This window comes from Actinomadura sp. B10D3 (assembly GCF_039871695.1).
GTDB lineage: Bacteria > Actinomycetota > Actinomycetes > Streptosporangiales > Streptosporangiaceae > Spirillospora > Spirillospora madurae.
Genome location: NZ_JBDPLY010000031.1, coordinates 20,572 through 45,472, shown reverse-complemented (window position 1 = coordinate 45,472; position 24,901 = coordinate 20,572). Strand labels below are relative to the sequence as shown.

Sequence of the window (24,901 nt, the reverse complement as noted above, 5' to 3'; positions counted from 1 at the left end):
TCGCCGGCCGGAGTTGGAGGTAACCGCCCGTGGATACGACCTACATGTTCGAACTGCTGGTCAACGGGGTGATCCTGGGGTCCAGCTATGCACTGCTCGCTGCTGGGCTGGCCGTCATCTTCGGCGTCCTCAACGTCGTGAACTTCGCCCACGGCGCCCTGTACATGCTCGGCGCGTTCGCCGCCTACTTCCTGATCCCGCACGGGGGCTACTGGGCCGGTCTGCTGCTGAGCGCCGGGATCATGGCGGCGCTGGGCACCGTCCTGCACGACGGCCTGCTGCGGCGCCTTCCCCCGGACGGCGCGTTCTCCCGGACCCTGCTGCTCACCCTTGGCCTCGCCATGATCATCCAGAACGGATCGATCATGCTGTGGGGCGCCGGGCCGCGGCAGCTCTCCGAGGACGCGCGGCCGCAGGGGCACGTCATGCTGGGGGAGGTGATGGTCCCGGCGGGCCGGGCGCTCATCGTCGTGGTCGCCGTCGTCGCCCTCGGCGCGCTCTACCTGTTCCTCAACCGGACGCAGGTGGGCCGGGCCATGCGCGGCGTCTCCCAGAACCCGACGGCGGCGCTGGTCGTCGGCATCTCGCCGACCAGGATCGGCCGGCTCGCGATGGCGCTCGGAGTCGGCCTCGCCGGCCTCGCCGGCGCGACCCTCGCCCCGGTGTTCACGGTCAGCCCGCAGATGGGCATCACGATCGTGTTCAAGGTGTTCGCCATCGTCGTCATCGGCGGCCTGGGCAGCGTGCCCGGCGCCGTGGTCGTCGCCTTCGGCGTCGGCGTCCTGGAGAGCTTCGCCGGCGGCTACGGGTCGGCGATGACGCAGAGCGTCAGCGTCTTCCTCTTCATGATCGTGATCATGCTCGTCCGGCCGCAGGGGCTGTTCTCCAAGGAGGTGCGGGTGTGACCACGGCCATGAACGCGCACGACTCCGCCACCAAGACCGGTGCGGCGGCCGATGGGGGAGCGCCGTCCCCGGCGAACCGGCTGATGGGAACGATCCAGCGTCACCCGCTGCTCGTGCTGGCCGCGGCGCTCGCGGTGCTGCCCGCGGTGGTGGCCAACGACTACTACATCGACGTCGCCAGCCTCGCACTGACGTTCATGGTGCTGGGAACGGCCTTCAACCTTCTCTACGGCTACGTGGGGATGCTCTCCTTCGCGCAGGTCGCCTTCGTCGGCATCGGCGGCTACACGAGCAGCTGGCTCGTGAGCCATACCGGGATCTGGCAGCCCTTCGCCTTCCTCGCCGCGGGCGTGGTCGCGGCGGCTGTCGCCGCCCTGATCGGCGCCGTGACGGTGCGCCTGTCCCAGGAGGCGTTCGCCATCATCACGCTCAGCTTCTCGCTGCTCTGCGCGCTGGTCGCGGCGGAATGGACCAGCGTGACCGGCGGCAGGCAGGGCATCTTCGGGCTGCCCGCCCCCGAGCTGTCCCTCGGCTCGGTCCACCTTGCGGCCGAGACCCCGCGCCACTACTACCTCCTCCTCGCCGGGTTCACGGTATGCGCGCTGTGGGGCATGCACCGGCTGGTCAGGTCGTCCGCGGGCACCGTGATGATCGCCATCCGCGACAACGAGCCGCTGACGAAGGCGCAGGGCTACGCGACGAACAGCTACAAGCTCGCCGTCTTCACCCTCTGCGCGTTCGTGACCGGGCTCACCGGCGCGCTGCACGTCTTCCGCCTCACGGCGATCGACCCGTCGATCTTCGACTTCTACCTGATGCAGGTCATGCTCATCATCGTCATCCTCGGCGGTGCGGGCACCTTCTGGCCGGTCGTCTACAGCGCCGTGGTCTTCTCGGCCCTTCCCGAGTTCCTCCGCATGGCCGACGAGGCCCGCCTGGTGATCTACGGCGTGATCCTGGTCGCGGGGCTCCTGTTCGCCCCGCAGGGCGCAGGGGGGCTCCTGCGGACGCGGGCGGTGAACAGGCGCCTGCGCGCCATGAGAGTCGAGGGGCAGCGATGAACGCTTCTCAGGCGAAGGCACCCGCCGCGCTCCAGGTGGCGGGCCTCGGAAAGTCCTTCATGGGCGTCGCCGCGCTGCAGGACGTCGACTTCACCCTCACCGTGGGCACGATCCTCGGGCTCATCGGCCCGAACGGATCGGGCAAGTCGACGGCGCTGGACTGCATGACCGGGTTCGTCCGCCCGGACTCGGGCCGGATCACGCTGGACGGGCGATCCATCTTCGGCAAGGCGCCCCACACGATCGCCAGGTCAGGTCTCGCGCGGACCTTCCAGACCGTGCGGCTGTACGACGAGCTCACCCTGGACGAGCACATCGAGCTAGCGCTTCGCGGGCTGACGGGGGCGAAACGGCCCCGCCGCGGCCGGCGGGGGCGCGCCGACCTGGACCGCGCGATGGCCTGGCTGACCCTGTTCGGTCTCGAACGGCTGCGGGCCGCGCCGGCGGGAATCCTCTCCTACGGCCAGAAGAAGCTGCTCACGCTGGCTTCGGTGCTGGGGGCGCAGCCGCGGATCGCGATGCTGGACGAACCCCTGGCGGGCGTCAACCCGCGCGTGATCGACCTGATCCGCGACGCCGTCCTCCAGGCCAACAAGGAAGGGCAGACCTTCCTCATCATCGAGCACAACGTCGAGTTCATCACCACCTGCTGCTCCTCGGTCGTCGTCCTGGACGCCGGCCGGAAGCTCGCGGAAGGCCCGCCCTCGGTGATCCGGGACGACCCGGCCGTGTACGAGGCGTTCCTCGGCAGGAAGGCGGACCACGATGAAGACTGAGCCGAGGCTGCGCGTCTCCGACTTCTCCGCCGGATACCTGGCGGACGTCCCGATCGTCAACGATCTCACCCACGGCTTCGCGGACAGCAGCATCACGACCATCGTCGGCCCGAACGGGGCCGGCAAGTCGTCCCTTCTGAACGGCATCTACGGCCTGACCCGCTGGTGCACGGGCTCCGTCCGGATCGGCGACGCCGAGGTCCGCCGGATGCCGGCCTGGAAACGCTTGAAGGCGGGCATCAGCCTGGTTCCGCAGGGCCGCTGCAACTTCCCGCAGATGACCGTCCTGGAGAACCTCCGGCTCGGGGCCTACACGCTGCCGCGCAACGAGCGCCCGGCCGCGATCACGGCGGCGCTGGAGGAGTTCCCCGCGCTGGCCGCCGCCCGGGCACGCGCGGCCGGGAACCTCAGCGGCGGCCAGCAGCAGCTCCTGGAGATCGCCATGGCGATGGTGGTGCGCCCGAAGGCCCTGCTCATCGACGAACCGTCGCTCGGGCTCTCCCCGAAGGCCCGCCGCCAGGTCTTCGACAAGCTCCAGGAGATCGCCGCGGGCGGCGTGTCCGTCGTCATGGTCGAGCAGAACGTGATCGAGGGGCTGGCCGCCTCGGACATCGCCGTCGTCATGACGGACGGCCGGATCCACCGGCGCGGACCCGCCGACGAGATCCTCAACGACCCCGAGATGAAGAACGTCTTCCTCGGAGGACGGCCCGGTGCCGTCGACTCGCCCTCGAAATCCGGAGGAATCCCCCGATGAACGCAACGGTGGCCGACCACCTCGCCCGCATGGCTCCGGGAGAGGTCGACCGAGGGCTGATGGACGTCGGCCGGCTGGCGAGCGGCAACGCGATCGGCATCCCCTACCTGATCGCCCGCGGCACGGGCGACGGGCCGAGCCTGTGGGTGAACGCGGCGGTGCACGGCGACGAGTCCCAGGCGCCCATCGTGGCGACGGAGTTCTTCCGGGCCGTCTCGGGCCGTCCGCTGAGCGGCGATGTCATCGTGACGCCCGTCGCCAACCCGCTGGCCGTCGACCATCGGCGGAAGCACTCCCCGTTCGACGGAACGGACCTCGACCAGAGTTTTCCAGGGAGGGCCGACTTCCTCGGCACGCAGCGGCTGGCCCACCGCCTCTTCGCCGAGCTGTCGCCGCTCGCCGACACCGCCGTCAACATCCACACGATGGGCCCGTTCCTCGACGCCTGCAACTACGGCGTCTACAAGCTCCATCCGAAGGCCGGCGAGGAACGCGACCTGCTGTCCCTGCTCGCCCTGTTCGAGCTGCGCGTCGCCTGCCGGATGGACATCTCCGGCCCGGGCGAACTGCCCGGCCCGATCGAGGGGGCGCTGGACTACCAGATGATGGAGCTCGGCAAGCCGGCGTTCATGCTGGAGGCGGGCGCGGGGGGCAGGAACGACCGTCCGGCCGTCGGCAGGGCGGTGCGCGGCCTCCTCCGGTTCGCCGCGGTGACGGGGACGGCCGTGCCGCCGGAAGCGCCGATCGACCGCCCCACCTCGATCTGCAGGGCGACGCGGCGGACCCATGTCACCTCGGCCGAGGGAGGCTTCTTCCGCGCCCTCGCCAAGCCCGGCGACGTGCTGCCCGCGGGGCGGCCGCTCGGTGAGATCAGCAACGTGTACGGGGACGTCGTGGAGGCGGTGTCGCTGCCCACCCCCGTTCTCGTGATCGGCATCCGGCGCGATCCCATCGTCCACTCCGGCGACCGCGTGGGCTTCGTCGCCACCGAGTGGGCCGACGTCGACCTGACGGCGCCGTTGCAGGAGGCGTCGTGACCAGGCAGCTCACGACGGTCGGAGCCGGCGACGTCGGGACCTTCCGTGTCGCGTCGGGCCAGACGATCGAGGTGGTCAACACGTTCGGCGGCCAGGTCGTCGACGCGTGGTTCTTCGCGGCGGGCGACCCGGCCGGGTTCGCGTCCATGAGCCACTCGCGCGCCTCCCTCCGCACGATCCGGCCGGTCGTGGGAAGCACCTTCGTCACCAGGCGCCGCGAGCCGCTGATCACCCTGATCGCCGATTCGTCACCGGGCGTCCACGACATGACGATGCCTCCCTGCGACCGGTGGCGCTACCAGCAGCTCGGTGCACCGGAGCACCGCAACTGCGCCGACAACCTGCGGTCCGCGCTGCGGGCCGAGGGGCACGGGGACGTGGAGGTGCTGCCCGATCCGCTGAACCTGTTCCAGAACTCGCCGATCGACGGCGAAGGGCGGCTCACGTTCCTGGAATCGCCGGCGCCCGCCGGTTCCTCCGTCAGCCTGCGGGCCCTCCGGGACCTCGTCGCGCACCTCTCGGTGTGCCCCATGGACATCATGCCGATCAACGGCGGCGCCCCCCGCTCGATCGGCGTCGCCGTCCTCGATCCGGACGAGGCGAGGTAGATGGCCACATCGCTGTCCGATCTCACCCTGGAGGAGATACAGGCCGCCGTCCTGCGGCGGGACGCCTCTCCCGCGGAGGTCGCCGCGGATCACCTCGCCGCGATCGAACGCTGGGAGCCGGAGACGGGTGCGTTCGTGACGGTCAGCGCCGAGCGCCTCCACGCGGACGCTCGGCGCGCGGAGGACGATCTCCTGCGCGGGTCGCCCGGCCCGCTGGCCGGCCTCGGGGTGAGCGTCAAGGACAACATCGACGTCGCGGGACTGCCGACCACGGCCGGATCCTCGTGGTTCAGCGAGAAGGCCCCGGCCGATGCCGAATCCTGGCGGCGGCTGGCGTCCGCCGGAGCGCTGCACGTCGGCAAGACCAACATGCACGAGTTCGCCTACGGCGCCACCAACGTCAACGTCAAGGCGCGCACCACGACCAACCCGTGGGACCCGCGGTGCGTGAGCGGCGGATCGAGCGGTGGCAGCGCCGTCTCGGTCGCCGTCGGCGCGTGCGGCGCCTCGCTCGGGACGGACACCGGGGGATCGGTGCGCATCCCCGCCGCCCTGACGGGCGTGACCGGCTTCAAACCCAGCCTGGGCCTCGTCCCGACGACGAAGGTGTTCCCGCTCAGCCCGTCCTGCGACACCGTCGGCGTGCTCAGCCGTACGGCGGCCGGGTGCGCCCACGTCCTGGGGAGCCTGGTCGCGGAGAGGGTGTCGCCGGACGGCGGCGCCGACCAGGGAGGCCCTCGCCGGCGGGACTCGCTGCGGGGGCTGCACCTCGGCATCGTCAGATCGCATCTCGCGGCGGCCTCCCCGGAGGTGCACGAGGTCATCACCTCCGCTCTCAGGACGTTCGGAGACCTCGGCGCCACCGTCGACTGGGTCGACCTTCGCCACGAGGAGGAGGCCCGCGCCTTCACCGCCGCCGTGGTGGCGTTCGAGGCGGCGCAGGTGCACCGCCGCTGGCTTCGCGATCGTCCCGCGGATTACGGGGACGACGTCCGGGCGCGGCTGGAGGCCGGCCTGGAGGTGTCGGCTCCCCTCTACCGGAAGGCCAAGTGGGAAAGGCGGCGGCTCGCCTCGGAGATGCTCGCCGCCCAGCGCCCCTTCGACGCCGTGATCGGCCCGACGGTCCCGGTCACCGCCCCGAGGATCGCCGACTGCGGCCCCGGCCGGGCGCCGGCGGCCCAGGCCACGCTGCTCGCCAACACCTACTGCTTCAACGTCACCGGCCAGCCGGCGGTCTCCATTCCGTGCGGAACGGCGTCCGACGGGCTGCCCGTGGGGCTCCAGATTGCGGCCGGTCCCGGCAAGGACCTGGACGTCCTCTCCCTCGCCATGACGGTGCAGGACGCGACCGGGTGGCACGACCTCCGGCCGCCGCTGAAGGCGCCGGTCACATGAGCAACGGCCGTCCGACCAGTTCCCACTGGGGCCCTCTCCGCGTCCGGACGGGCGACGGTGCGCTCGCTGTCGACCCGCACGAACTCGATCCGGCCCCTTCCTCCCTGCTCCGCAACATGGGGCCTGCCAACGGGCACTCCGCGAGGATTCGCCACCCGATGGTGCGGCGCGGGTGGCTGGAGAACGGACCCGGCCCCAGCAGTGCACGCGGGAACGACGCGTTCGTCCGTGTGGAGTGGCCCGAACTCACCGCGCTCCTGGCGGCCGAACTGGAGCGCGTCATCGACGTGCACGGGAACGCCGCGATCTTCGGCGGCTCCTACGGGTGGGGCAGCGCGGGCCGGTTCCACCACCCGCAGAGCCAGGTGCACCGGTTCCTCAACACCATCGGCGGCTACGCGCGCTCGGTCAACACCTACAGCACGGGCGCGTCCAGCGTGATCCTTCCCCACGTGCTCGGTCCCGGCGTGGACGCGATCCACGGCCTCACCGGCTGGTCGGTGCTCGCCGAGCACACCACCCTGATCGTCGCCTTCGGCGGGATGCCCGCCAAGAACATGCAGGTGGCCCCCGGAGGGATCACCCGGCACCGCGGCGCGCCGGCCCTGCGCCGGATCATCGACGGCGGGACGGCCGTCGTCGCCGTGAGCCCGTCGCGGGCCGACTGCCCGGACGGACCCGACGTCCGGTGGTGCCCGATCACCCCCGGCACCGACGTCGCGATGATGCTGGCCCTCGCCTGGGTCCTGGTCACCGGGAACCTGCACGACGTCGAGTTCCTCCGCACGCGCTGCGCCGGCTACGACCGGCTGGAGGCGTACCTTCTCGGGCTGGAGGACGGAGTCCCGAAGACCCCCGAATGGGCCGAGGGGATCACCGGTGTCGCGGCCGCCGACATCCACGCGCTGGCCCTGCGGATGGCGGCGAACCGGACCTTCGTCTCGGTCACCTGGTCACTCCAGCGGGCCCGGTACGGAGAACAGCCACCGTGGACGGCGATCGCGCTGGCCGCCGTCCTCGGCCAGATCGGCCTGCCCGGGGGCGGTTTCGGGCACGGCTACGGATCGATGGGCGACGTGGGGCTGCCCCAACGGCGCAACCCTCTCCCCACGCTTCCGCAGGGGCACAATCCCGTCGACGCGTTCATTCCCGTCGCGAGGGTCGCCGACATGCTCCTCAACCCGGGAGCCCGCTTCGAATACAACGGGGGCGTCCACCGCTATCCGGACGCACGGCTCGTCTATTGGTGCGGCGGCAATCCATTTCACCACCATCAGCACATCGGGCGATTGCGCCGGGCGCTGGCGATGCCGGACACGGTCGTCGTCCACGAACCGTTCTGGACCGCGATGGCCGGGCACGCCGACATCGTCGTCCCCAGCGCGACGTCCTTCGAGCGGTCGGACATCGGCGCCTCGCGGAACGATCCGTACCTCATCGCCATGCACCAGGCGTGCGACCCGCCCGGCGACGCGAGGACGGACTACGAGACGTTCAGCGAGCTGGCGGCGGCCATGGGCGTCGGGTCCGCGTTCACCGAAGACGCGCCGGAACGTGACTGGCTGCGCCGGATCTACGAGCGCTGGCGGGGCGAAGTCGCCGGCGAAGGGGCGGCCCCGCCGCCCTTCGAGGAGTTCTGGAGGGCGGGCCACACCGCGTTGCCCGACGTCCCGGACGACCAGGTCATGCTGCACGACTTCGCGCGTGACCCGGAGACCTTCCGGCTGAACACGCCCAGCGGGCGCATCGAACTCTTCTCCGAAACGATCCGTTCGTTCGGCTACGACGACTGCCCGGGCCATCCGACCTGGCTGCCGCCGGACGCCGAACCGAGCGGGCGGTACCCGCTGATCCTGCTGGCGTCCCAGCCCGCGCACCGGCTGCACAGCCAGCTGGACATGGGCCCCGCCAGCCAGGAGAGCAAGGTCAACGGGCGCGAGCCCGTACTGATCCACCCCGACGACGCCGCCCGGCGGGAGATCACGGCCGGATGCGTCGTCGTCATCAGCAGCGCGCAGGGAAGCTGCCTGGCGGGCGCGGTCCTCACGTCCGACATCAAGAAGGGGTGCGTCCAGCTCTCCACAGGCGCGTGGTACGCCCCCGTGGACCCCTCCGACGTCGACTCGCCCTGCGGGCACGGGAACGTGAACACCCTGACCGCCGACCGCGGTACGTCGCGGCTCGCCCAGGGATGCACCGGTCAGCTGGTCAGCGTCGACGTGCGCCTTCATAAGGGGCCCGCCCCGTCCGTGCAGGTTCACATGCCCCCGCGCGGTGCCGAACCATCCGGTGCCGAACCATCCCCTTCACTCCGGGCTTTCGACAGCCGCCCTCGATCCGTGGAAGACAGGAGCAGCACATGAGTGCCGAAGACCAGGTCGTCTTCATCGATTACGACGAGATCGAGCGGTGGCGCGCCGCAGGAAACGCCCATGCTCTGCTGGACGTCCGGGAGCGGGGGGAGTACGCACTCGGCCAGATCCCCGGCAGCTGCCCGCTTCCACGAGGACTCATCGAGATCTGCCTCGAACGGCTGGTGCCGTGGAAGGACGTCCCCCTCGTCCTGTACTCGACCGGGAACCATCGAAGTGTCCTGGCTGCGCGGACCTGCCTGGAAATGGGCTATCGAGACGTCCGCGTCCTCGGGGGCGGCATCGACCAATGGGCTGCGGAAGGACATTCACCGGTCTACGGGGTCAACGTCCTCGGCAAGACCTTCGGTGAGAAGCTCTCGGTGACCGACGAGGTCCAGCAGCTCACGCCTGACGAGGTCGCGGCCCTGGCGGAAGCCGGGGAACCCCTCATCTTCGACGCGCGCACTTCCAGCGAATACGCCAAGGGGCACATTCCCGGTGCCTACAACGTCCCCGGCGGCGAGCTCGTCTCCACGGTCTTCGACGCCGGGATCGAACGGGCCGACCGCAACGCGCCGATCATCGTCCATTGCGCAGGCCGGACACGAAGCATCGTCGGGGCCTATCTGCTGCGGCAGGCCGGCTTCGACAACGTGTTCGCCCTCCGCAACGGGACGATGGCGTGGGTCATGTCAGGCCGTGAGCTCGAAAGGGAGCAGAGGCCGTGGAACGGCTCGGATGCGGAAACCGAAGGATCGGCGAGATCCGCCGAGTTCGCGCACAGGTTCGTCCGGGGCACACATGCGTTCTCCATCCCGGCATCCGAACTCGCCGCGCTGCGTGAACGTCGCGAACCCTGCTACGTCATCGACGTCCGCATGGTCGACGAATTCACCGCCGAACACATCCCGGGCGCCGTCTCCTGTCCAGCGGGCCAGCTGGCCAACGCGGTGGACGAGCAGCTCGCCGTCCGCGACGCGCTCCTCGTGTGCTACTCCGGCACCGAGACGCGAGCCAGGATCGGAGCCGCGCTCCTGGCGCGGATCGGATACCGCCGCGTCGCCTGGCTCGCGGGCGGCCTCGCGAAGCACGACGGCCCCGTCGAGACCGGTGATCCGAACGCCTACCTGGACGACCTCGCGTTCTCCGGACCCGACGTCCCCACGATCGACGGCGGCGAACTGTCGGACGCCCTCCGCGACGGCACAGGCGTGCTCGTCGACGTGAGGCGCAGCAGCGAGTACGCGCTGAGCCACATCCCGGGGTCCGTGTGGATTCCGCGAGGCGACCTCGAACGGCGGATCGGTGCCCACGCGGAGGCCGGCACCCGCCTCGTCCTCGCCTCCGACCGGGAACTCCGCTCGACGCTGGCGGCGAGGACACTGCTGGACATGGGGTACCGGAACGTCTCGGTGCTCCGAGGCGGCATCAACGGGTGGATCTCCTCGGGCCGGGCGACGGACGAGGGACTCGACGGCGCGGACGTCTCGCTGGCCGAGGCCAAGGAAGACGCGGAACTGGTCGCACGGCGTCCCAAGCTGCTCGAACGCAACCGCGAGGACATGGTCCGCTACCTCGACTGGGAGGAGCGCCTCGGAACGGAGATGCTGGCGAAGGCCGACGGGTCTCCCGGAGGGGACCATGGCTGACCTGGAGCTCACCGAGGCCGCGCTACGCGGCCGCGGAGGCAAGAAATGGCGCACCTACGCCGATGACGTGCTTCCGATGTGGCTCGCCGACATGGACTTCCAGCCCGCGGAGGCGGTCAGGCGCGCCGTGCTGGAGACGGCGCGGGCGGGGACCTTCACCTACCCCTTCGACGCCGAGCACCGCGGTGTCGGCGAAGCCTTCGCGGCGCGCATGCGCACCCGCTTCGGCTGGGAGGCCAGGGCCGACCGGACGGCCGTCATCGCCGACCTCGTGCAGGGCCTCACGGCGACCGTGATGGCCTACAGCGAACCCGGCGACGGGGTCATCGTCCTCAGCCCGATCTACCCCCCGTTCGTCCGGAGCGTCGAGGTGAGCGGCCGGAAGGTCGCCGACGTCCCGATGGTCGACGGGCCGGACGGGTTCGCCATCGACTTCGACCTGCTCGCCCGGCAGGCCGCGCGCCCCGACGTGCGGCTCATGCTGCTCTGCCACCCCCACAACCCGACCGGCCGGGTGTTCACCGCCGAGGAACTCCGGCACCTGTCCGAGGTGGCCCTCGAACACGGAGTCGTCGTGGTCTCCGACGAGGTGCACGCGGACCTCGTGTACGCCCCCCATGCCCACACCGTCTTCTCCGCGGTGGCCCTGGATTCCGGCGCCACCACCGTCACGCTCCAGTCGGCCACGAAAACGTTCAACCTGGGCGGCCTCCGGTGCGCGGTCGTCCACTTCGGGTCCGAGTCACTGCGGCGGCGCTTCACCGCGACGTTCCCCGACCGGGTGCTCGGCAGGGTGTCGGGCGTCTCCGCCGCCGCGACGGCCGCCGCCTGGAACGAGGGGGACGAGTGGCTGGGCGGCGTCCTGGAGATCCTCGAACTGAACCGCCGCAGAGTCTTCGACTGGGTGGCGGCCCATTCGGACGTCCGCGCCCACATGCCGGAAGGCACGTACTTCGCGTGGCTCGAATTCACGCAGCTGCCCCCGGGCGGAGGGTCTGCTCACGAGCACCTTCTGAAGAACGCCCGCGTCGCCCTCCAGGCAGGCGAGGACTTCGCCGCGTCCTGCCCGACGTGGGCCCGCCTGAACTTCGCGACCTCGCCCCTCATCCTCGCCGAGGCCCTGGGCCGCATGGAGGCGGCCCTCACCCTCACCTGACCCGACGATCACGAAGGAAGACGACGCATGAGCGCCCTCGAACGGTTCATCCACGACCTGACCGACCTCACCACCGCCGAGGACAGGCTGCCCGACGACGCGCTGGCGACCACGGTCTCCGAGCTCCTGCAGGAGCTCGTCACCCGGCCGGCCCCGATCCCCGTCGAGTTCACCCGGCGGTCGGCCGCCCACAACGGCCGCGGACGGTACATCCTGCACCGCTCGCCCACCTTCACGATCAGCTCGATCGTGTGGGCGCCCGGCGAGGTCGCCCCGCCCCACACCCACGAGACCTGGGGCGCCATCGGGCTGATCTCCAACCGCATCGAGGAGCGGCGCTACGAACTCGCCGGCGACGACACCCTCAACCCGGTCGACCACCACCGGCACGACGCGGGCGCCGTCTCCGTCCTCGTCCCGGACGACGACATCCACTCGATGCACAACCTGACGGGCACCGACACGGTGGAGATCCACGTGTACGGCAAGGACCTGACGGGCCTCCGCCGCCGCCGCTGGTCACTGAACGGAGACGACATGCAGGAGTTCGCGAGCGGAAAATACTTCAACTGCTGAGGGTGATGCCGCGCCAGGTGTCGGGCGTCGCCGGTGCCGGGACGTTCCGCGGGTCCGGATGAGGGGTGCCGCCGGCCAGGACGTACAGCGGGGTGCGGCCGGAGTTGTCGAGGCGGCACCGCTCGGCGACGGCGGAGTCGCGGAAGGCCGCGGTCTGGGCGGGCCCGAGACCCAGCGCGGTGGCGGTCAGCGCGAAGGTCTGGGCGAGGTGGCCGGCGTCGAGCAGGCAGGCGCGATAGGTGCGCGGCGCGCGGTACTTGACGCTCATGCGCTCCAGCCGGGCGGCGAGGACGATCAGGAACGCCGCGTCGCCGCACCAGTCCTGGTCGGCGCACAGGTACCCGGCCTCCTGCCCGGTCAGCCCTTCGGTGAGCAGTTCCAGGCTGTGCTGCAGCGCGTTGTAGTGATACCAGCCGGGAGCGAGATCGGAGACGTTGAGGGCGCCCACGTACGCGTCGATCTCCTGCCGGGCGCCGCCCTGGGGGCTGGTCCGGCGGTAGACCGGCCCCTGCCCGCTGTCCACGAAGTCGACGGGGCCGAACACGGCGGCCATGAGCGCGGCGAGCACGTCCAGGCCCACCGGGGCGGCCAGGAAGTCGCGGTGCGTCCGGCGCCGGTACAGGACCTGCTCGTAGGGGGCGCGGAGGTCGGCGGGGCGGCGGGGGAGCGGAAGCCGCGGCACGCCGGGAAAGCCGGTGAACACGGCGGGCAGCTCGGCCGGCTCGACGACCGGCGACTCCTCGATGAGAGGGAGGTCGTCGTAGACGTCCTGGACCGCGTAGTGGAAGAAGGACGCCTCCGGGGTCCAGGCGCCCCAGTCGCGGTCCACACGCGCGTCCCGCTCAGCCTCGGGGGTGTCCTCGGCGACGAGCGCCCCGGCGTCGAGAAGTGCCCCGGCGGCCTCGTCGACGGTCTCTCGGGCAAGGTGGTCCAGCGTTTTGGCCGCCTCCTCGACACCGCACCAGTCCTCGAACGCCGACAGGATCTCGGCCGCAACCGGATGCACCGTGACCGGCGTGCCCGAGGGATACGGGTGCAGGACGAATTGGCCGTCGTTCCAGTAGCACATCAGGCAACGAGAACGACGAAGACGCACTGAGGGCTCCAAAACAGATGCGACGGGAAACAGAACCGGGGCCCAGGCGTCCGAGCCTGGGCCCGCGCCTCATCGTTTGGTCCACCAGGGGTTCAGAACGACGGCGCCCCCCTTGGGCCGCTCGGTCCGGACCACCGGCCGCGTCTTCATCGAAACCGTCCGCATGGCATCCTCCAATTGCGATGGACAAGGCAATCAGGAGCCTTTCACGAACTGGCTTCATTTCAGCTTCATGGATCAGTCGAGCAGGTATTCGCCCAGTTGAGCCTTACCGTCGAGACCCACGGCCGCCGAACCGAAGTGCTTGACGCCTTTGGTGGTCAGCGTTCCGGCGGCGGTGCCGGGGAAGATGTACAGGCCCCCCGTGTCGTCGTCCTCACCCGGCGCGCCGACGACCAACTCGCTCCGGCCGTCGCCGTTGGTGTCGGTGAGTGCGAGTGCGTCGCCGAATCGGTCACTGGGGCTGGCCGCACCGGGGACGCCCTCGGCGCCCTGGCGGAACGTCCGACCACCCTTGGTGGTGGGACCGGCACTGCTTCCGAGCAGGACGGAGACCGCTCCTGGATCGACCTGCGACCAGCGGTCGAGCGGGTTCCAGGTCCCGACGATGAGGTCGTCCCGCCCATCGGCGTTGACATCGCCGGCCAGCATCGTGCCGACACTCCGGCCGCGCAGGCCGAGCGCGGCGTCGTCGAACCTGCGGGCCTTCACGAAGCCCTCGGCGGTGGCCCGCAGCATCATGAGCTCCGCGCGGTCCTCGGGCGGGTAGTTGAGGCCGACGTCCGCCAGCAGGTCCGTGCGGCCGTCGCCGTCGAAGTCACCGGCCACGGCATCGGACGCGACGGCGTCCCCTGTCTGTTCCTCGGGCAGGATCATGGCCGGTCCGAGCCCGTGGGGGGTGCCCGGGTGCAGTTCGAACCACGAGCTCTCCATCACGCCGTCTATCTTGCTGGAGGCGCCGATCATCAGGTCGGTCCGGTGGTCACCGTTGAAATCGCCCGTCAGCAGGGTCCGCTCGACGTCGTAGCTTCCCCGCCTGGCGACGCTGGAGACCTTCGCCTTGCCGGGTCGGGCTCCGGGATTGGCGTACACGACGACGGTGTCGAGGTCGAATACGCGTGGGTCGGTCTTCGGAGCGTCTCCCGTGGAGGCCACGTCCGGGACCCCGTTGCCGTCGAAGTCGCCGATGGCGAGCCCTCCGGTGGCCTCGGGCAGAGCCGCGGTACGTGTGGTCAGCCCCCTCGGCCCGCCGTAGATGATGGTCGCCGTGATTCTCTTGGAGTTCCCCCTGGACTCGCGGGTGAGCAGGTCGGCGTAGCCGTCGGAGTCGAAGTCGGCCGACTTGAGCGGCTTGTCGGACAGGTGGGAACTGGCGAGGACCTGACGGCGGGCGGGATCGGCGCCCGCGGGGCCGCCGAAGACGATGATGACGGAGTCGCCGCCGAGGCCGGCGATGTCGCGATGCCCGTCGCCGTTGAAGTCTCCGGGGATCGCGCCGCGCCCGCGACCGCCGTCGCCGTTCTGGGCGATCGCCGCGGCGGCGGTGGCGCCGGCGGCGACCGCGATGGCGGTCACGGTGGGGAGAACCCGGATGCGCATGGACGTCCTTTCGTCGGCTCTGCGGTCGCCTGTACGACGCCTCAAGATCAACTATGGTTTACCGCCTGGTCACCCCTTGATCATCCCGGTCGGCGGTCACGCGTACTGCAGGTCGGCCAGCGCGATGCGGTCGCCTTGGAAGGTGAACCTGTAGTGGGCGCGCCATCCCGTGCTGCCCCGCGGAGCCCAGTGGACGAGCAGGTCCTGCCCGCCGGAGATGCGAGTCACCGACAGCACTTCGAGCCGGCCGCCGATGACTTCGGCGCGGGCCCAGTCGCGGATCGCGGGACGGCCGCTGATCTCGCGCGACACGTCCACGATCTTTCCGCCGGAGGTGAAGGACTCCACCAGGGCGTCCAGGTCGCTCCTGTTGACGGCGTCGATGTACCGGCCGGCCTGCGGGGCGACCTGGACCACCGGCCCGGGCCGTTCCCGGGCGGTGGCCTGGTCGTCCGCGGGCTCGCCGTTCTCGCAAGCCCCCGTACCGATCGCAAGGAGGAGGAGTGCGGCCATGGCGATCGCGGTTCTCATGGTCGTCCCCCGTCACCCGGTCAGGTACCCGCCGGAGGCGTCGACGTCGGTTCCCACGACCGGGCTCGCCTCGTCCGAGGCCAGAAACATGATCACGCGGGCGATCTCGCTCGCCCGGACGATCCGCTTGATGGGGTAGTACTGGGCGATCTGCTCGTAGGTGACCCCGAACCCCTCGGCGGCGCGCCGCAGCATCGGCGTGTCGACCGCGCCCGGCGCCAGCGCGCTGATCCGGATGTTCTTGTCCGCGTACTCCAGCGCGGCGACCTTGGTGAGCGACGCGACCGCGTGCTTGCTGGCGTTGTACGGGGCGATGGTGGCGAAGCCGACCTCGGCGGAGATCGACGCGGTGTTGACGATGACGCCGCCGCGCTGACGGAGCATCTGCGGCAGTTCGTACTTCATGGACAGGAAGACCCCGCGGGCGTTGGTCCGCCAGACCCCGTCGAAGTCCTCGACCGGTTGCTCGTGCAGGGGTGCCGGACGGGGCGTCTCGATCCCGGCGTTGTTGACCGCGACGTCGATCCGGCCGTACTTCGCCACGCAGGCCGCGACCAGCCTGGACACGTCCCGTTCCTCGCGTACGTCGGCCCGGTGGTAGGTCGCCTCGCCGCCGAACGCGCGGATCTCCCGTTCGTTGGCACGGCCCAGCTCGGCGCGGCGCCCGCAGAACATCACCCGTCCGCCCTCCCGGGCGATGGCGTAGGCGGTCGCCTTGCCGATGCCCGAGGTCGCGCCCGTGATGAGCACCGTCTTGCGGGCGAACCGTCCGCTCGGGCCGGCAGGGCTCGGTTGGGGGTCGGCGGAGGCGGGACCGCCGGTCAGCGCCCCCGCCAGCCCGGCGGCGCCCGCGGCCAGGACGCGGCGTCGAGAGGAGGATCGAGGCAGCATTCATCTACTCCTGTCAGAAGGGATCACCGAACGGCCGGGACGCGGAGCCATCGCGAGGGCGTCGGGGAGAGCGACGTCCCGCCGCCGTTCCAGCAGACCGCGATTCACCCGGGCGTGTCCAAGACCTATCGTGATGCGCGAAACGCATAGATCACGAAGTACGTGGCGCGTCGCGGGAGGTGGAGGCGTGGACGTGGACACGCGTTCCCTGCGCTGTTTCATCGAGGTCGCGGAGCAGCTCAACTTCACCCGGGCGGCCGAGCGCCTGTTCGTCTCCCAGCCGGCGCTCAGCCGCCGGATCCGCGCGCTGGAGGACGGCCTGCGCACCACCCTGTTCGAGCGCAGCGGACGCGAGGTGCGGCTGACCGCCGCGGGCGAGTCCCTCCTTCCCGCCGCCCGCCGCCTCGTCGCCGACTGGCAGGTGGCCCAGCGGGCCGCGCGCGTGGCGGCGGCCGAACGCGCGCGTGTGCTGCGTGTCGGGTTCGAGGCCTCCGGCGCCGGCGCGCTCGCCACCCGGGCCTACGCCGAATTCATGCGGCGGCACCCGGGCTCCAGCGTCGAGCCGAAGCGCTACGAGTGGGGCACCGAGGTGACGGCACTGCACGACGGCTTGGTCGACGTCGCGTTCGTCTGGCTTCCCGCCGACACCGCCGGGCTGCACACCGAGGTGATGACCAGCGAGCGGCGCATGGCGGGGCTGGCCGCCGGGCACCCGCTGGCGGACCGCGCCGAGCTCTCGATCATGGACCTGTCGGACGAGCCGATCGTGTGGACCCGCCGCGCGCCCGCGGCGTGGGTCGACTGGTGGGCGGTCAACCCCCGTCCCGACGGCCGTCCGCCGGTCTGGGGACCGGAGAACGACAACGTCGAGGAGATGCTCGAACACGTCGCGTCCGGCCTCGCCATCTGCATCGGCCCCGAGTCGATGACGCTCCACTACGGCCGCCCCGACCTCGCTTGGCGCCCCATCACCGACATCCCGCCGCTCCGCATCGCGCTGTGCTGGTCCCTGGACGGCGCCGCCCGCCCCGTGACCGACTTCGCCGAGGTGGTCAGGCACCTGGCAGCGGATCTCTAGCCGCGAGTGCGGTCGGCCAGGTCCTTCACCAGCGTGCCGGCCTGCCAGACCGCGGTGATCCTGGACGGGTCGGCGAGCAGGGAGATGTCGCCGAGGGGGTCGCCGTCGATGGCGAGGATGTCCGCGTCGAAGCCTTCACGCAGGAGGCCGGAGCGAGGCGCCTGGCGACCGAGGGTGGCGGGGCCGTTGGCCGCGGCCAGGACCTCGTCGATCGGCCCGGTGAGCCGGCCGCGGCGAGGTCGAATGCGCCAAGGCGGTCCGCGCACAGGTCCGCCGCAACGCCCGGATCATCAAGGTGTGCGCGTCCGGCGGGGTGCCCAGCGTCATCGACGATCCGAACCACCAGGAATTCACCGTCCGCGAACTGCGCACCATCGTGGAGGTCGCCGGGCTCGCGGAACGCGGTGTCGCGGCCCACTGCCACGGCAAGGCGGGCATCATGGCCGCCCCGGAGGCCGGCGTGCTCACCATCGAACACGGCAGCCACCTCGACGACGAGGCGTGTGCGGCGATGAGCGAAGCCGGTTCGACGTCGACGCGGCCGCGCCGCAGATCGTCGGTGTCCACGGAGCTCTCCGCGAGGATCCGGAGCCGGACGCCCGGAGCCTGATCCCGCACCCTGCGCAGCAACGCCGGCGCCAGCGCCATGCCGAGCCCATCGTGGCACTGCAGGGTGAACGTGCGCTCCAGCCTTCCGAGGTTCAGCGTGCCGCGCGGCACGAGCACGTCATGGGCCTCGCTGAGCAACCGGCGCGCATCGTCCCGGATCGCCGCCGCATACGGCGTCGGAACCATCGTGCGCCCCGTCCGCACCAGGATGTCGTCACCGGTCAGTTTCCGCAGCCGTCCCAAGCTGCGGCTGACCGCCGGTGACGACAGGTGCAGCCGCTCGGCCGCACCCATCACGCTGCCCTCTTCAAGCAGGGCGTTCAGCACTACCAGCAGGTTCAGGTCCAGTTGCCGCAATTAAAGTATAGGCTTGAAGCCTTTCGCCTACCGAAAGCGTTCTGGCGTATCGCCGCCCGTGGTCGTGACGGTGACGAGTCCCCGGCGGCCGTCTACGGTGACGTGGTCGCCGGTCTGGATGATCTCCACTGGGTCCCGGTCGAGTTCGGAGACGGCCGGGACGCGGGTGACCACCGCGCCGAGCGCCGACTTGGTGGACAGCGTGGTGAACACCATCGCGAGCGGCGCCGTGCCGAGGAGCCGGGTGCTCTGGAAGAAGCCGGACCACCCCGAGGAACCCTTGGCACCCGGGAAGACCAGGACCTTGCCGGTGAAGCAGACCCCGAACAGCTCGTGGCGGCGCTCGATCACCGTGCCGGTCGCGGGGTCGATGCCGCCCCAGCCCGAGATGGTCTCGCGCGAGACCAGGGCCTCCCCTTCGGCGAGGCCGGGGACGATGCCGCGGCCGCGGAGCTCGATGATCATGCCGGTCCTCCTCGCCAGGTCCCCGTGACGGCCGCGTCGACGCACTCTTCGAGCGTCCCGAACCATGCCTCGATGCCCAGGATCGCGGGCAGGTAGTGCGCCTGCTTGGCCGAGTCGGTGGCGAAGACGCGGGTGCCCTCGGGGGCGGACCTGGACATCGCCGGGCACGAGTCGGTCAGCAGCCGCCCGCCCGCCTTGTGAATGGTCTCGGTGTAGCCGCTGCGGTCGGCGACCTCGCGAAGCGCGCGTGGGGTCATGATCCACAGCTCGGTGCCCGCGTTCAGCTTCTTCCCGTCGAGCGCGCGGGCCGTCCGGGCGATCTGGTCGAGCGAGGCGTGCGGGCAGCCGAGCAGGATGAAGTCGACGTCCGCGGACTCGCCCTGGTCGTTCAGCTTCCGGTAGACCTCGCGGCGCTCGCGCTCGCCGTACACGATCTTCTCCGGCAGCGCCCGCCCGCCGAAGGCCGCCTCGGGCGTGGGCGCCTCAGGAGTGACGCCGGGGATGTGGTAGAGCTCCACGCCGCCCGACGAGGCCGTCGCGGCGCCGAAGTGCTTGAGGTCGCTCAGGTCGGGGCGGCGCAGGTCGCCGGTGAGGACCGGGCGGTTCTCCTGGACGGTCTCGCCGACGAAGTACCCGAACATCCCCCAGTCGAGGAACCCCTCGACCGGGATCGCGGACTCGATCAGGTGGGTGCCGTACCGGTTCTCCGGCAGGTGGTTCCCCCAGCAGGGGATCTTCCCCGTCAGGCCGGCCGCCCCGGTCGACGCGGTCCCTTCGCAGTTGGTCCTGGCCCCGAGGACGGAGTTGCAGTAGACGACCGCCGACGACTCCATCCACGCGCAGTGCTCGCCGCGCACCGGCAGGTTCCCCACCTGGTACGGCGTGCAGGTGGCGAGGATGTTGACGCCGTGCGCCCCGTAGAAGGACTCGGCGTCCTGTTGGAGCGCGACCATGTTCGCCGGGTACGGCGCCACCCCGAGCGCGTCCTCCCCGAACCCCTGCTGCAACTGGCAGGTGGGCACGCGCATGCGCGGGATCTCCACCTCGTCGTCGCTGTCGAGGTTGATCACCGAGAACGCCTTGTTCCACCCGCCTTCGCGCACCAGCTTGGCCTTCACCGGCGACGGCTGGGTCATCGTGCCTGCGACGTTGCGGATGTCGCAGAGACCGTCGGCGCCCAGCGCCTCGCCGTACCGGACCAGGAGGTCCATCGCGGCGGCCACCGCCGGCCCCTCGGCTCCGTCCAGCATCGCCTTCTCATCGTCCGCCAGCCTCACCGGCGCCTCCTAGCCATCGACGTTCTCTTTGACGCGTTCGCGCAGTTCGGCCGGGTCGATCTGCTGGACGCCGCCTTCGCCGGCGAGGTCGACCGCGTGCGCGGCGGCGAACCCCATCGCCGCGCACGGGCCCATGACCCGGACGCTCGACAGCGCGGCGGCGTCGCCGTCGACGCACCGGCCCGCCGCGACCAGGTTGTGCGCGCCCACCGGGATCAGGCTCCGTAGCGGCACGTAGTGCACGTGGTCCGCGTCGAACGTCTCCCACACGTACCCCTCCGCCCTGTCGTGCAGCTCGATGGGCCAGGCCGTGCGGGCGACCGCGTCCTCGAAGCGGTGCCCGGACCGGACCTCCTCCACCGAGAGCTGGTGGACGGCGGCGATCCAGCGCGTCTGGCGGCGGCCGGGGAAGCCGTAGCTGCGCACCTTGGCCTCGCCGAACGCCTTCGGGAACTCCCGGCGCATGAACTCCACGACGCGGTCGGCCTGGGCCCGGCCCTCCATCTGCGCGCTGGACGCCCGGACGGCCTCCAGCGGCGCCTCGACGTGGGTCATGTTCATCACCGCGGTGTTCCGGCCGGGGAAGAAGAACGCCAGGCCGTCGCGCCGCACCAGGCCGTACTCGGTCGCCTTCTCCTCGATCCGGGCGACCAGCTCGGCGGGGTCGGGCCTGAACTCCTCGCGGAGGTTCTCCAGCCGGATCTGCTGCGAGCCCCAGACCGTGCGCTCGGGGATCCGGCAGGGCAGGCCCGCCTCCCAGGTGAGGGAGGCGTCCCCGCTCGCGTCGACGAAGCCGGTCGCGCGCACGCGGACGAGGCCGTGCCGGGTGGCGAAGGTGGTGGCGTCGATCCGGCCGCCGTCCGCCTCGACGTCGAGCACCGACGCGCCGAGCACGACCTGGATCCCCAGCGACTGGACGAGGTTCTCGATCCACCGGCCGAGGACGACCTCGTCGTAGGCCACGGTCATCGTGTGGCCCCGGTTGACATGGATGTCGCCGGTCCTGCCCAGGTCGGCGAACATGGGGTCGAAGATCCCGTGGGTGAGCTGCCGGTATTGCGGGGCGTTCCCGTAGACGCCGCAGAACAGCCCGATGATCGAGTTCACGCACTGCCCGCCGAGGAGCGGGAGGGCGTCGGCGAGCACGACCGTCCGGCCGAGCCGGCGCGCCTCCACGGCGGCGGACAGGCCCGAGATGCCCGCCCCGACCACGCAGACGTCGGCGGTGAGGTCCTCGGTCGGGTTCCCGACCGGCTTGGTGACGGTGTTGATCCTGAGCTCGGTGAGCTTGTGCGGCATTCCTTCTCCCGAAGGTCCTGGAGCGGCGCGGGCGGGACGGTCAGGGGCGTGACGCGGGGATGTCGTTGCCGCGGAGGGTGGCGCCGAGGGGCAGCGGCTCGACCGACCGGGCGTAGACGGAGAGCCATCCGGAGCTGTCGCCGGGGACGCGGTGCGGTTCCCGTGCGGCGTGCCGCCGGGCCAGCTCCGGCTCGTCGACGAGCAGGTCGACGCGGCGGGCGTCCAGGTCGATCGAGATCCGGTCGCCGTCGGCGACCACGCCGAGCGGCCCCGGCAGGGCGCCCTCGGGCGAGACCTCGCCGACCACGATGCCCTTGTTGACGAGCCCGGACAGCTGCCCGTCGGTCACCACCGCGACCCGCCCGGTCAGCCCGGCGCCGGCGAGCGCGAAGACGGTCTGCGACGCCATGCCCATGCCGGGGGTGCCCACCGGTCCGAGCCCGCGCAGCACCAGGACGTCGCCGGGCCGTACCCGCCCGCCCTCGATCCCGGCGATCGCCGACGGGGCGTCGTCGAAGACGCGGGCGGGGCCCTCGAACGTCGCGGGCCGGGCCTCGGTCACCGATAGCTTGACGATGGCCGTGTCGGGCGCGAGCGAGCCGCGCACGACGACGACGGTCGGATGGTCCGCCCGCGGGTCGCGCAGCGGCCGGATGACCCGCTCGTCCTTCACCGTCGCGCGCGCCGTCAGGGCGGCCATCGTCTCCCCGGTGACCGTGACCGCGTCGCCGGCGAGGGCGCCGCCGAGCTGCTTGAGGACGGCCAGCGCGCCGCCGGCGTCCTCGAACTCCTCGATGGAGTCCCCGCCGTTGGGACGGACGGCGGACAGCGGCCGGATCGTCCCGGCGTACTCCTCGAACAGCCGGTAGACGTCGACCCCGCTGCCGGCCTCGCGGGCGACCGCCTGCAGGTGCTTGACGCAGTTGATCGAACCGCTGATCGCGAGCACCGACATCACCGCGTTCGCGAACGCCGCCGGAGTCATGATCGTGCGGGGCCGGCGGTCGTCGAGGACCGCCTCGACGATCGCCGCGCCGCTCGCCTCGGCGGCCCGCCACATCGTCTCGCCGTTCGCCCGCGCGGGCGTCGTGCCGGGAAGCGTCATGCCGAGCGCCTCGGCGGCGATGTGCATGGAGTTGGCGGTGCCCATGCCGGTGCACACGCCCGGCCCGGTGATCGCGCGCTCGCTCAGGTCGCACAGGCCGTCGTAGGTGATGCCGCCGAACTTCAGGCTCCCCGCGCGCAGGAAGACCTCCTCGATGTCCACCCGCTCGCCCGTGTCGAGCCGTCCGCAGCTCTGGTAGCCGCAGGCGACGAGAAGGGACGGCACGTCGGTCCGTGCCGCCGCCATGAGCTGGCCGGGGGTCGTCTTGTCGCACGAGGCCAGGCACACCATGCCGTCCAGCCGAGCGCCCTCGACGACCGCCTCGATGTCGGCGGCCAGCAGGTCCCGGCTCGACAGGACGTGGCCGCCGGAGCGGCCGGCGCTCATGATGAAGTCCGTCGGCGCGACGGTGCGGATCTCGAACGCCACGCCGCCCGCCGCCTCGACCGACCGCTTCACGGCGGCGGCGACGGGGTCGAGATGGCTGAAGCACGGGGCGAGACCCGAGGAGGAGTTCACGATCGCGATCTTGGGCTTGTCCAGGTCCGCGTCGGTCAGCCCGAGCGCGTGCCACTGCGCGCGCCGGGTGGCCCAGCGCGGGCTGCCGTCGGGGACCTCGCTGCGCAGCCGCCGGGTCACCGGTTCACGTCCTGCCGGCCGTAGACCGATTCGTGCCACGGGATGACGAACCGCTTCAGGCCGTTGACGACGAAGTAGAGCAGCAGCCCCAGAACCGACAGCAGGATGATCGTCGCGAACAGGGCAGGGGCGTCCAGCTCGTTGAGCGTCCGCACCACGAGGTACCCCAGGCCCTCGCTGCCGCCGAGGTACTCGCCGACGATCGTGCCGATGATCGCGAAGACGATGCCGACCTCCATCCCGGCGAAGACGTACGGCATCGTGCTCTTCAGCTCCAGGTGGGTGAAGGTCTGCCACCTGCTCGCGTTGAGGCTGCGCATGACCTCGCGCTGGCCGCTCTCCACCGAGCGGACCCCCAGCTGCACGTTGAGCATGATCGGGAAGAACGCGAGCATCGCCGCCATGATCACCTTGGACGTCATCCCGAACCCGAACCAGATGACGAACAGCGGGATCAGCGCGACCTTGGGGACGACCTGCGAGGCCACGATCACCGGCCGCAGGCTGAGTTCGAGCCAGGGCACCTTGCCGAGCACGACCCCGACCGCGACGCCCGTCCCGAGCGCGATCAGGAACCCGCCGATGGTCTCGGTCGCGGTGGTCCGCGCGTGCCCCCAGGTCGCCGGGTCCTCGACGACGGTCCGCAGGCTCTCGAAGACCTTCGCCGGAGGCGGCAGGACCAGTTCGGAGATGCCGGAGGCGCGGACGAACACCTCCCAGGCGCCGAAGAAGGCCAGCAGGATGACGGGGGTGCTGAGCCAGGGCAGCATCTTCCGGCTCCTGGACCGTTCCTTCCTCATCCCTGTTCCTCCTCGTCCAGCGCGTGGCGCAGGCCCCGCACGATCGCGCCGAACTCCGGCTCGGTCTGCACGTCGATGCCGCGCGGCCGTTCGAAGTCGACCGGCGTGATCTGCCGGATCCGGCCGGGCCGCGGTGTCAGATGGATTACCCGGTCGCCCAGGAAGACCGCCTCGGTGATGTCGTGCGTGACGAAGACGACGGTGGCGTCGGTGGCCAGCGCGATGCGCTGGAGTTCGAGGTTCATCCGCTCCCGGGTGAGCGCGTCGAGCGCGCCGAAAGGCTCGTCCATCAGCAGCAGCTTCGGCCCGGTGCTCAGCGCGCGGGCGATCGCGGCCCGCTGGCGCATCCCCCCGGACAGCTCCCGGGGGTAGGACGACTCGAACCCGGCGAGACCGACCAGCTCGGCCAGCTCGTGCGCCCGGTCCCGCCGCTCCCGCTTGCCGGCCCCGCGCAGCCGCAGCGGGAGCGAGATGTTGTCGGCGACCGAGTACCACGGGAACAGGTTGGCCTCCTGGAACACGACGCCGAGCTGGGACACCACCGAGGAGTCCACGCGCGAGCCGTGCCACAGCGGGCTGCCCTCGACGAGGATCTCGCCCGTGGACGGGCCGAGCAGGCCGGCCAGCATGCGCAGCAGCGTCGTCTTGCCGCACCCGGAACGCCCGATCACCGACACGAACTCGCCGGCGCTGATCGTCAGGTCGATGCCGGACAGGGCCTGCGTGGTGGTCCGCCTGCTCCGGAACTGCTTGCCGATCCCGATCAGTTCCAGCTTGGCCGCCGTCCCCGCCTTCGCCTCCGGGGACGATCCGGGCGGCGGCGCTTCGGCCGGGCTCTCCCCGAGCGTCTTGGCGCTGTGCCTGGGCATCCGCTTCCTCCA

24 protein-coding genes are annotated in these 24,901 nt (G+C 71.2%); 13 read left to right on the top strand and 11 right to left on the bottom strand.

What is annotated here, in order from left to right; translation table 11 throughout:
- Window positions 1–29 precede the first annotated feature (29 nt).
- From ABGB11_RS34175 to ABGB11_RS34125, 11 genes are read left to right on the top strand one after another with little or no spacing between them, the layout of a single operon-like run.
- Complete coding sequence (locus ABGB11_RS34175) at window positions 30–905, top strand: branched-chain amino acid ABC transporter permease (RefSeq protein ID WP_347639610.1); 876 nt, start codon at window positions 30–32, stop codon at window positions 903–905.
- Window positions 902–1,966 (top strand): branched-chain amino acid ABC transporter permease, encoded by a 1,065-nt coding sequence (locus ABGB11_RS34170; protein ID WP_347639609.1) that lies wholly within the window; start codon window positions 902–904, stop codon window positions 1,964–1,966. The genes ABGB11_RS34175 and ABGB11_RS34170 overlap by 4 nt, the downstream gene beginning before the upstream one ends.
- A complete protein-coding gene (locus tag ABGB11_RS34165) occupies window positions 1,963–2,742 on the top strand; it encodes an ABC transporter ATP-binding protein (RefSeq protein WP_347639608.1) in 780 nt (259 codons plus the stop codon). The genes ABGB11_RS34170 and ABGB11_RS34165 overlap by 4 nt, the downstream gene beginning before the upstream one ends.
- Window positions 2,732–3,499, top strand: a complete 768-nt coding sequence (locus ABGB11_RS34160) for an ABC transporter ATP-binding protein (RefSeq protein ID WP_347639607.1) — start codon at window positions 2,732–2,734, stop codon at window positions 3,497–3,499. Before ABGB11_RS34165 ends, ABGB11_RS34160 begins: the two co-directional genes overlap by 11 nt.
- Entirely contained in the window at window positions 3,496–4,536 is a 1,041-nt protein-coding gene (locus ABGB11_RS34155) for a M14 family metallopeptidase (RefSeq protein WP_347639606.1), read from the top strand. Before ABGB11_RS34160 ends, ABGB11_RS34155 begins: the two co-directional genes overlap by 4 nt.
- Window positions 4,533–5,144 (top strand): urea carboxylase-associated family protein, encoded by a 612-nt coding sequence (locus tag ABGB11_RS34150; protein ID WP_347639605.1) that lies wholly within the window; start codon window positions 4,533–4,535, stop codon window positions 5,142–5,144. The genes ABGB11_RS34155 and ABGB11_RS34150 overlap by 4 nt, the downstream gene beginning before the upstream one ends.
- Window positions 5,145–6,539, top strand: coding sequence for an amidase (locus ABGB11_RS34145; protein ID WP_347639604.1), 1,395 nt, complete (start codon window positions 5,145–5,147; stop codon window positions 6,537–6,539). It begins immediately after the preceding gene.
- The gene (locus tag ABGB11_RS34140; RefSeq protein WP_347639603.1) at window positions 6,536–8,902 is read left to right on the top strand and encodes a molybdopterin-dependent oxidoreductase; all 2,367 of its coding nucleotides are present in this window, start codon (window positions 6,536–6,538) and stop codon (window positions 8,900–8,902) included. Before ABGB11_RS34145 ends, ABGB11_RS34140 begins: the two co-directional genes overlap by 4 nt.
- The gene (locus tag ABGB11_RS34135) at window positions 8,899–10,542 is read left to right on the top strand and encodes a rhodanese-like domain-containing protein (protein WP_347639602.1); all 1,644 of its coding nucleotides are present in this window, start codon (window positions 8,899–8,901) and stop codon (window positions 10,540–10,542) included. Before ABGB11_RS34140 ends, ABGB11_RS34135 begins: the two co-directional genes overlap by 4 nt.
- Window positions 10,535–11,698 (top strand): aminotransferase class I/II-fold pyridoxal phosphate-dependent enzyme, encoded by a 1,164-nt coding sequence (locus tag ABGB11_RS34130; RefSeq protein WP_347639601.1) that lies wholly within the window; start codon window positions 10,535–10,537, stop codon window positions 11,696–11,698. Before ABGB11_RS34135 ends, ABGB11_RS34130 begins: the two co-directional genes overlap by 8 nt.
- 27 nt (window positions 11,699–11,725) lie before the next feature.
- The gene (locus ABGB11_RS34125; RefSeq protein WP_347639600.1) at window positions 11,726–12,274 is read left to right on the top strand and encodes a cysteine dioxygenase family protein; all 549 of its coding nucleotides are present in this window, start codon (window positions 11,726–11,728) and stop codon (window positions 12,272–12,274) included.
- On the opposite strand, the gene ABGB11_RS34120 is transcribed toward ABGB11_RS34125, so the two are convergent.
- The 4 genes from ABGB11_RS34120 to ABGB11_RS34105 form a co-directional block, all read right to left on the bottom strand.
- Window positions 12,264–13,343 carry a SagB/ThcOx family dehydrogenase gene (locus ABGB11_RS34120; RefSeq protein ID WP_347639599.1) on the bottom strand — a complete coding sequence of 360 codons (1,080 nt, stop codon included), beginning with the start codon at window positions 13,341–13,343 and terminating at the stop codon, window positions 12,264–12,266. The genes ABGB11_RS34125 and ABGB11_RS34120 overlap by 11 nt on opposite strands.
- Window positions 13,344–13,607: 264 nt before the next feature.
- Entirely contained in the window at window positions 13,608–14,969 is a 1,362-nt protein-coding gene (locus ABGB11_RS34115; RefSeq protein WP_347639598.1) for an FG-GAP and VCBS repeat-containing protein, read from the bottom strand.
- 96 nt (window positions 14,970–15,065) lie between these two features.
- On the bottom strand, window positions 15,066–15,500 hold the full coding sequence (locus tag ABGB11_RS34110; RefSeq protein ID WP_347639597.1) for a nuclear transport factor 2 family protein: 435 nt from the start codon (window positions 15,498–15,500) through the stop codon (window positions 15,066–15,068).
- A 12-nt stretch (window positions 15,501–15,512) separates the two neighbouring features.
- On the bottom strand, window positions 15,513–16,391 hold the full coding sequence (locus ABGB11_RS34105; protein ID WP_347639596.1) for an SDR family oxidoreductase: 879 nt from the start codon (window positions 16,389–16,391) through the stop codon (window positions 15,513–15,515).
- Window positions 16,392–16,584: 193 nt separating this feature from the next.
- Here ABGB11_RS34105 and ABGB11_RS34100 point away from each other — a divergent pair, with 193 nt between their 5' ends.
- Entirely contained in the window at window positions 16,585–17,469 is an 885-nt protein-coding gene (locus ABGB11_RS34100; protein WP_347639595.1) for a LysR family transcriptional regulator, read from the top strand.
- Here ABGB11_RS34100 and ABGB11_RS34095 read toward each other — a convergent pair.
- On the bottom strand, window positions 17,466–17,735 hold the full coding sequence (locus tag ABGB11_RS34095; protein ID WP_347639594.1) for a hypothetical protein: 270 nt from the start codon (window positions 17,733–17,735) through the stop codon (window positions 17,466–17,468). The genes ABGB11_RS34100 and ABGB11_RS34095 overlap by 4 nt on opposite strands.
- Before the next feature lie 20 nt (window positions 17,736–17,755).
- On the opposite strand from ABGB11_RS34095, the gene ABGB11_RS34090 reads away from it, so the two are divergent.
- Entirely contained in the window at window positions 17,756–18,079 is a 324-nt protein-coding gene (locus tag ABGB11_RS34090; RefSeq protein WP_347639686.1) for an amidohydrolase family protein, read from the top strand.
- A gap of 383 nt (window positions 18,080–18,462) precedes the next feature.
- On the opposite strand, the gene ABGB11_RS34085 is transcribed toward ABGB11_RS34090, so the two are convergent.
- Genes ABGB11_RS34085 through ABGB11_RS34060 form a run of 6 tightly spaced genes read right to left on the bottom strand, consistent with a single transcriptional unit; the run spans window position 18,463 to window position 24,889 of the window.
- Complete coding sequence (locus ABGB11_RS34085; RefSeq protein ID WP_347639593.1) at window positions 18,463–18,900, bottom strand: DUF126 domain-containing protein; 438 nt, start codon at window positions 18,898–18,900, stop codon at window positions 18,463–18,465.
- On the bottom strand, window positions 18,897–20,177 hold the full coding sequence (locus ABGB11_RS34080; protein ID WP_347639592.1) for an aconitase X catalytic domain-containing protein: 1,281 nt from the start codon (window positions 20,175–20,177) through the stop codon (window positions 18,897–18,899). Before ABGB11_RS34080 ends, ABGB11_RS34085 begins: the two co-directional genes overlap by 4 nt.
- A gap of 9 nt (window positions 20,178–20,186) precedes the next feature.
- The gene (locus ABGB11_RS34075; RefSeq protein ID WP_347639591.1) at window positions 20,187–21,476 is read right to left on the bottom strand and encodes an FAD-dependent oxidoreductase; all 1,290 of its coding nucleotides are present in this window, start codon (window positions 21,474–21,476) and stop codon (window positions 20,187–20,189) included.
- A gap of 40 nt (window positions 21,477–21,516) precedes the next feature.
- Window positions 21,517–23,220, bottom strand: coding sequence for a dihydroxy-acid dehydratase (locus tag ABGB11_RS34070; protein ID WP_347639590.1), 1,704 nt, complete (start codon window positions 23,218–23,220; stop codon window positions 21,517–21,519).
- Window positions 23,217–24,020, bottom strand: a complete 804-nt coding sequence (locus ABGB11_RS34065; RefSeq protein ID WP_347639589.1) for an ABC transporter permease — start codon at window positions 24,018–24,020, stop codon at window positions 23,217–23,219. The genes ABGB11_RS34070 and ABGB11_RS34065 overlap by 4 nt, the downstream gene beginning before the upstream one ends.
- On the bottom strand, window positions 24,017–24,889 hold the full coding sequence (locus ABGB11_RS34060; protein WP_347639588.1) for an ABC transporter ATP-binding protein: 873 nt from the start codon (window positions 24,887–24,889) through the stop codon (window positions 24,017–24,019). Before ABGB11_RS34060 ends, ABGB11_RS34065 begins: the two co-directional genes overlap by 4 nt.
- Window positions 24,890–24,901: the final 12 nt, after the last annotated feature.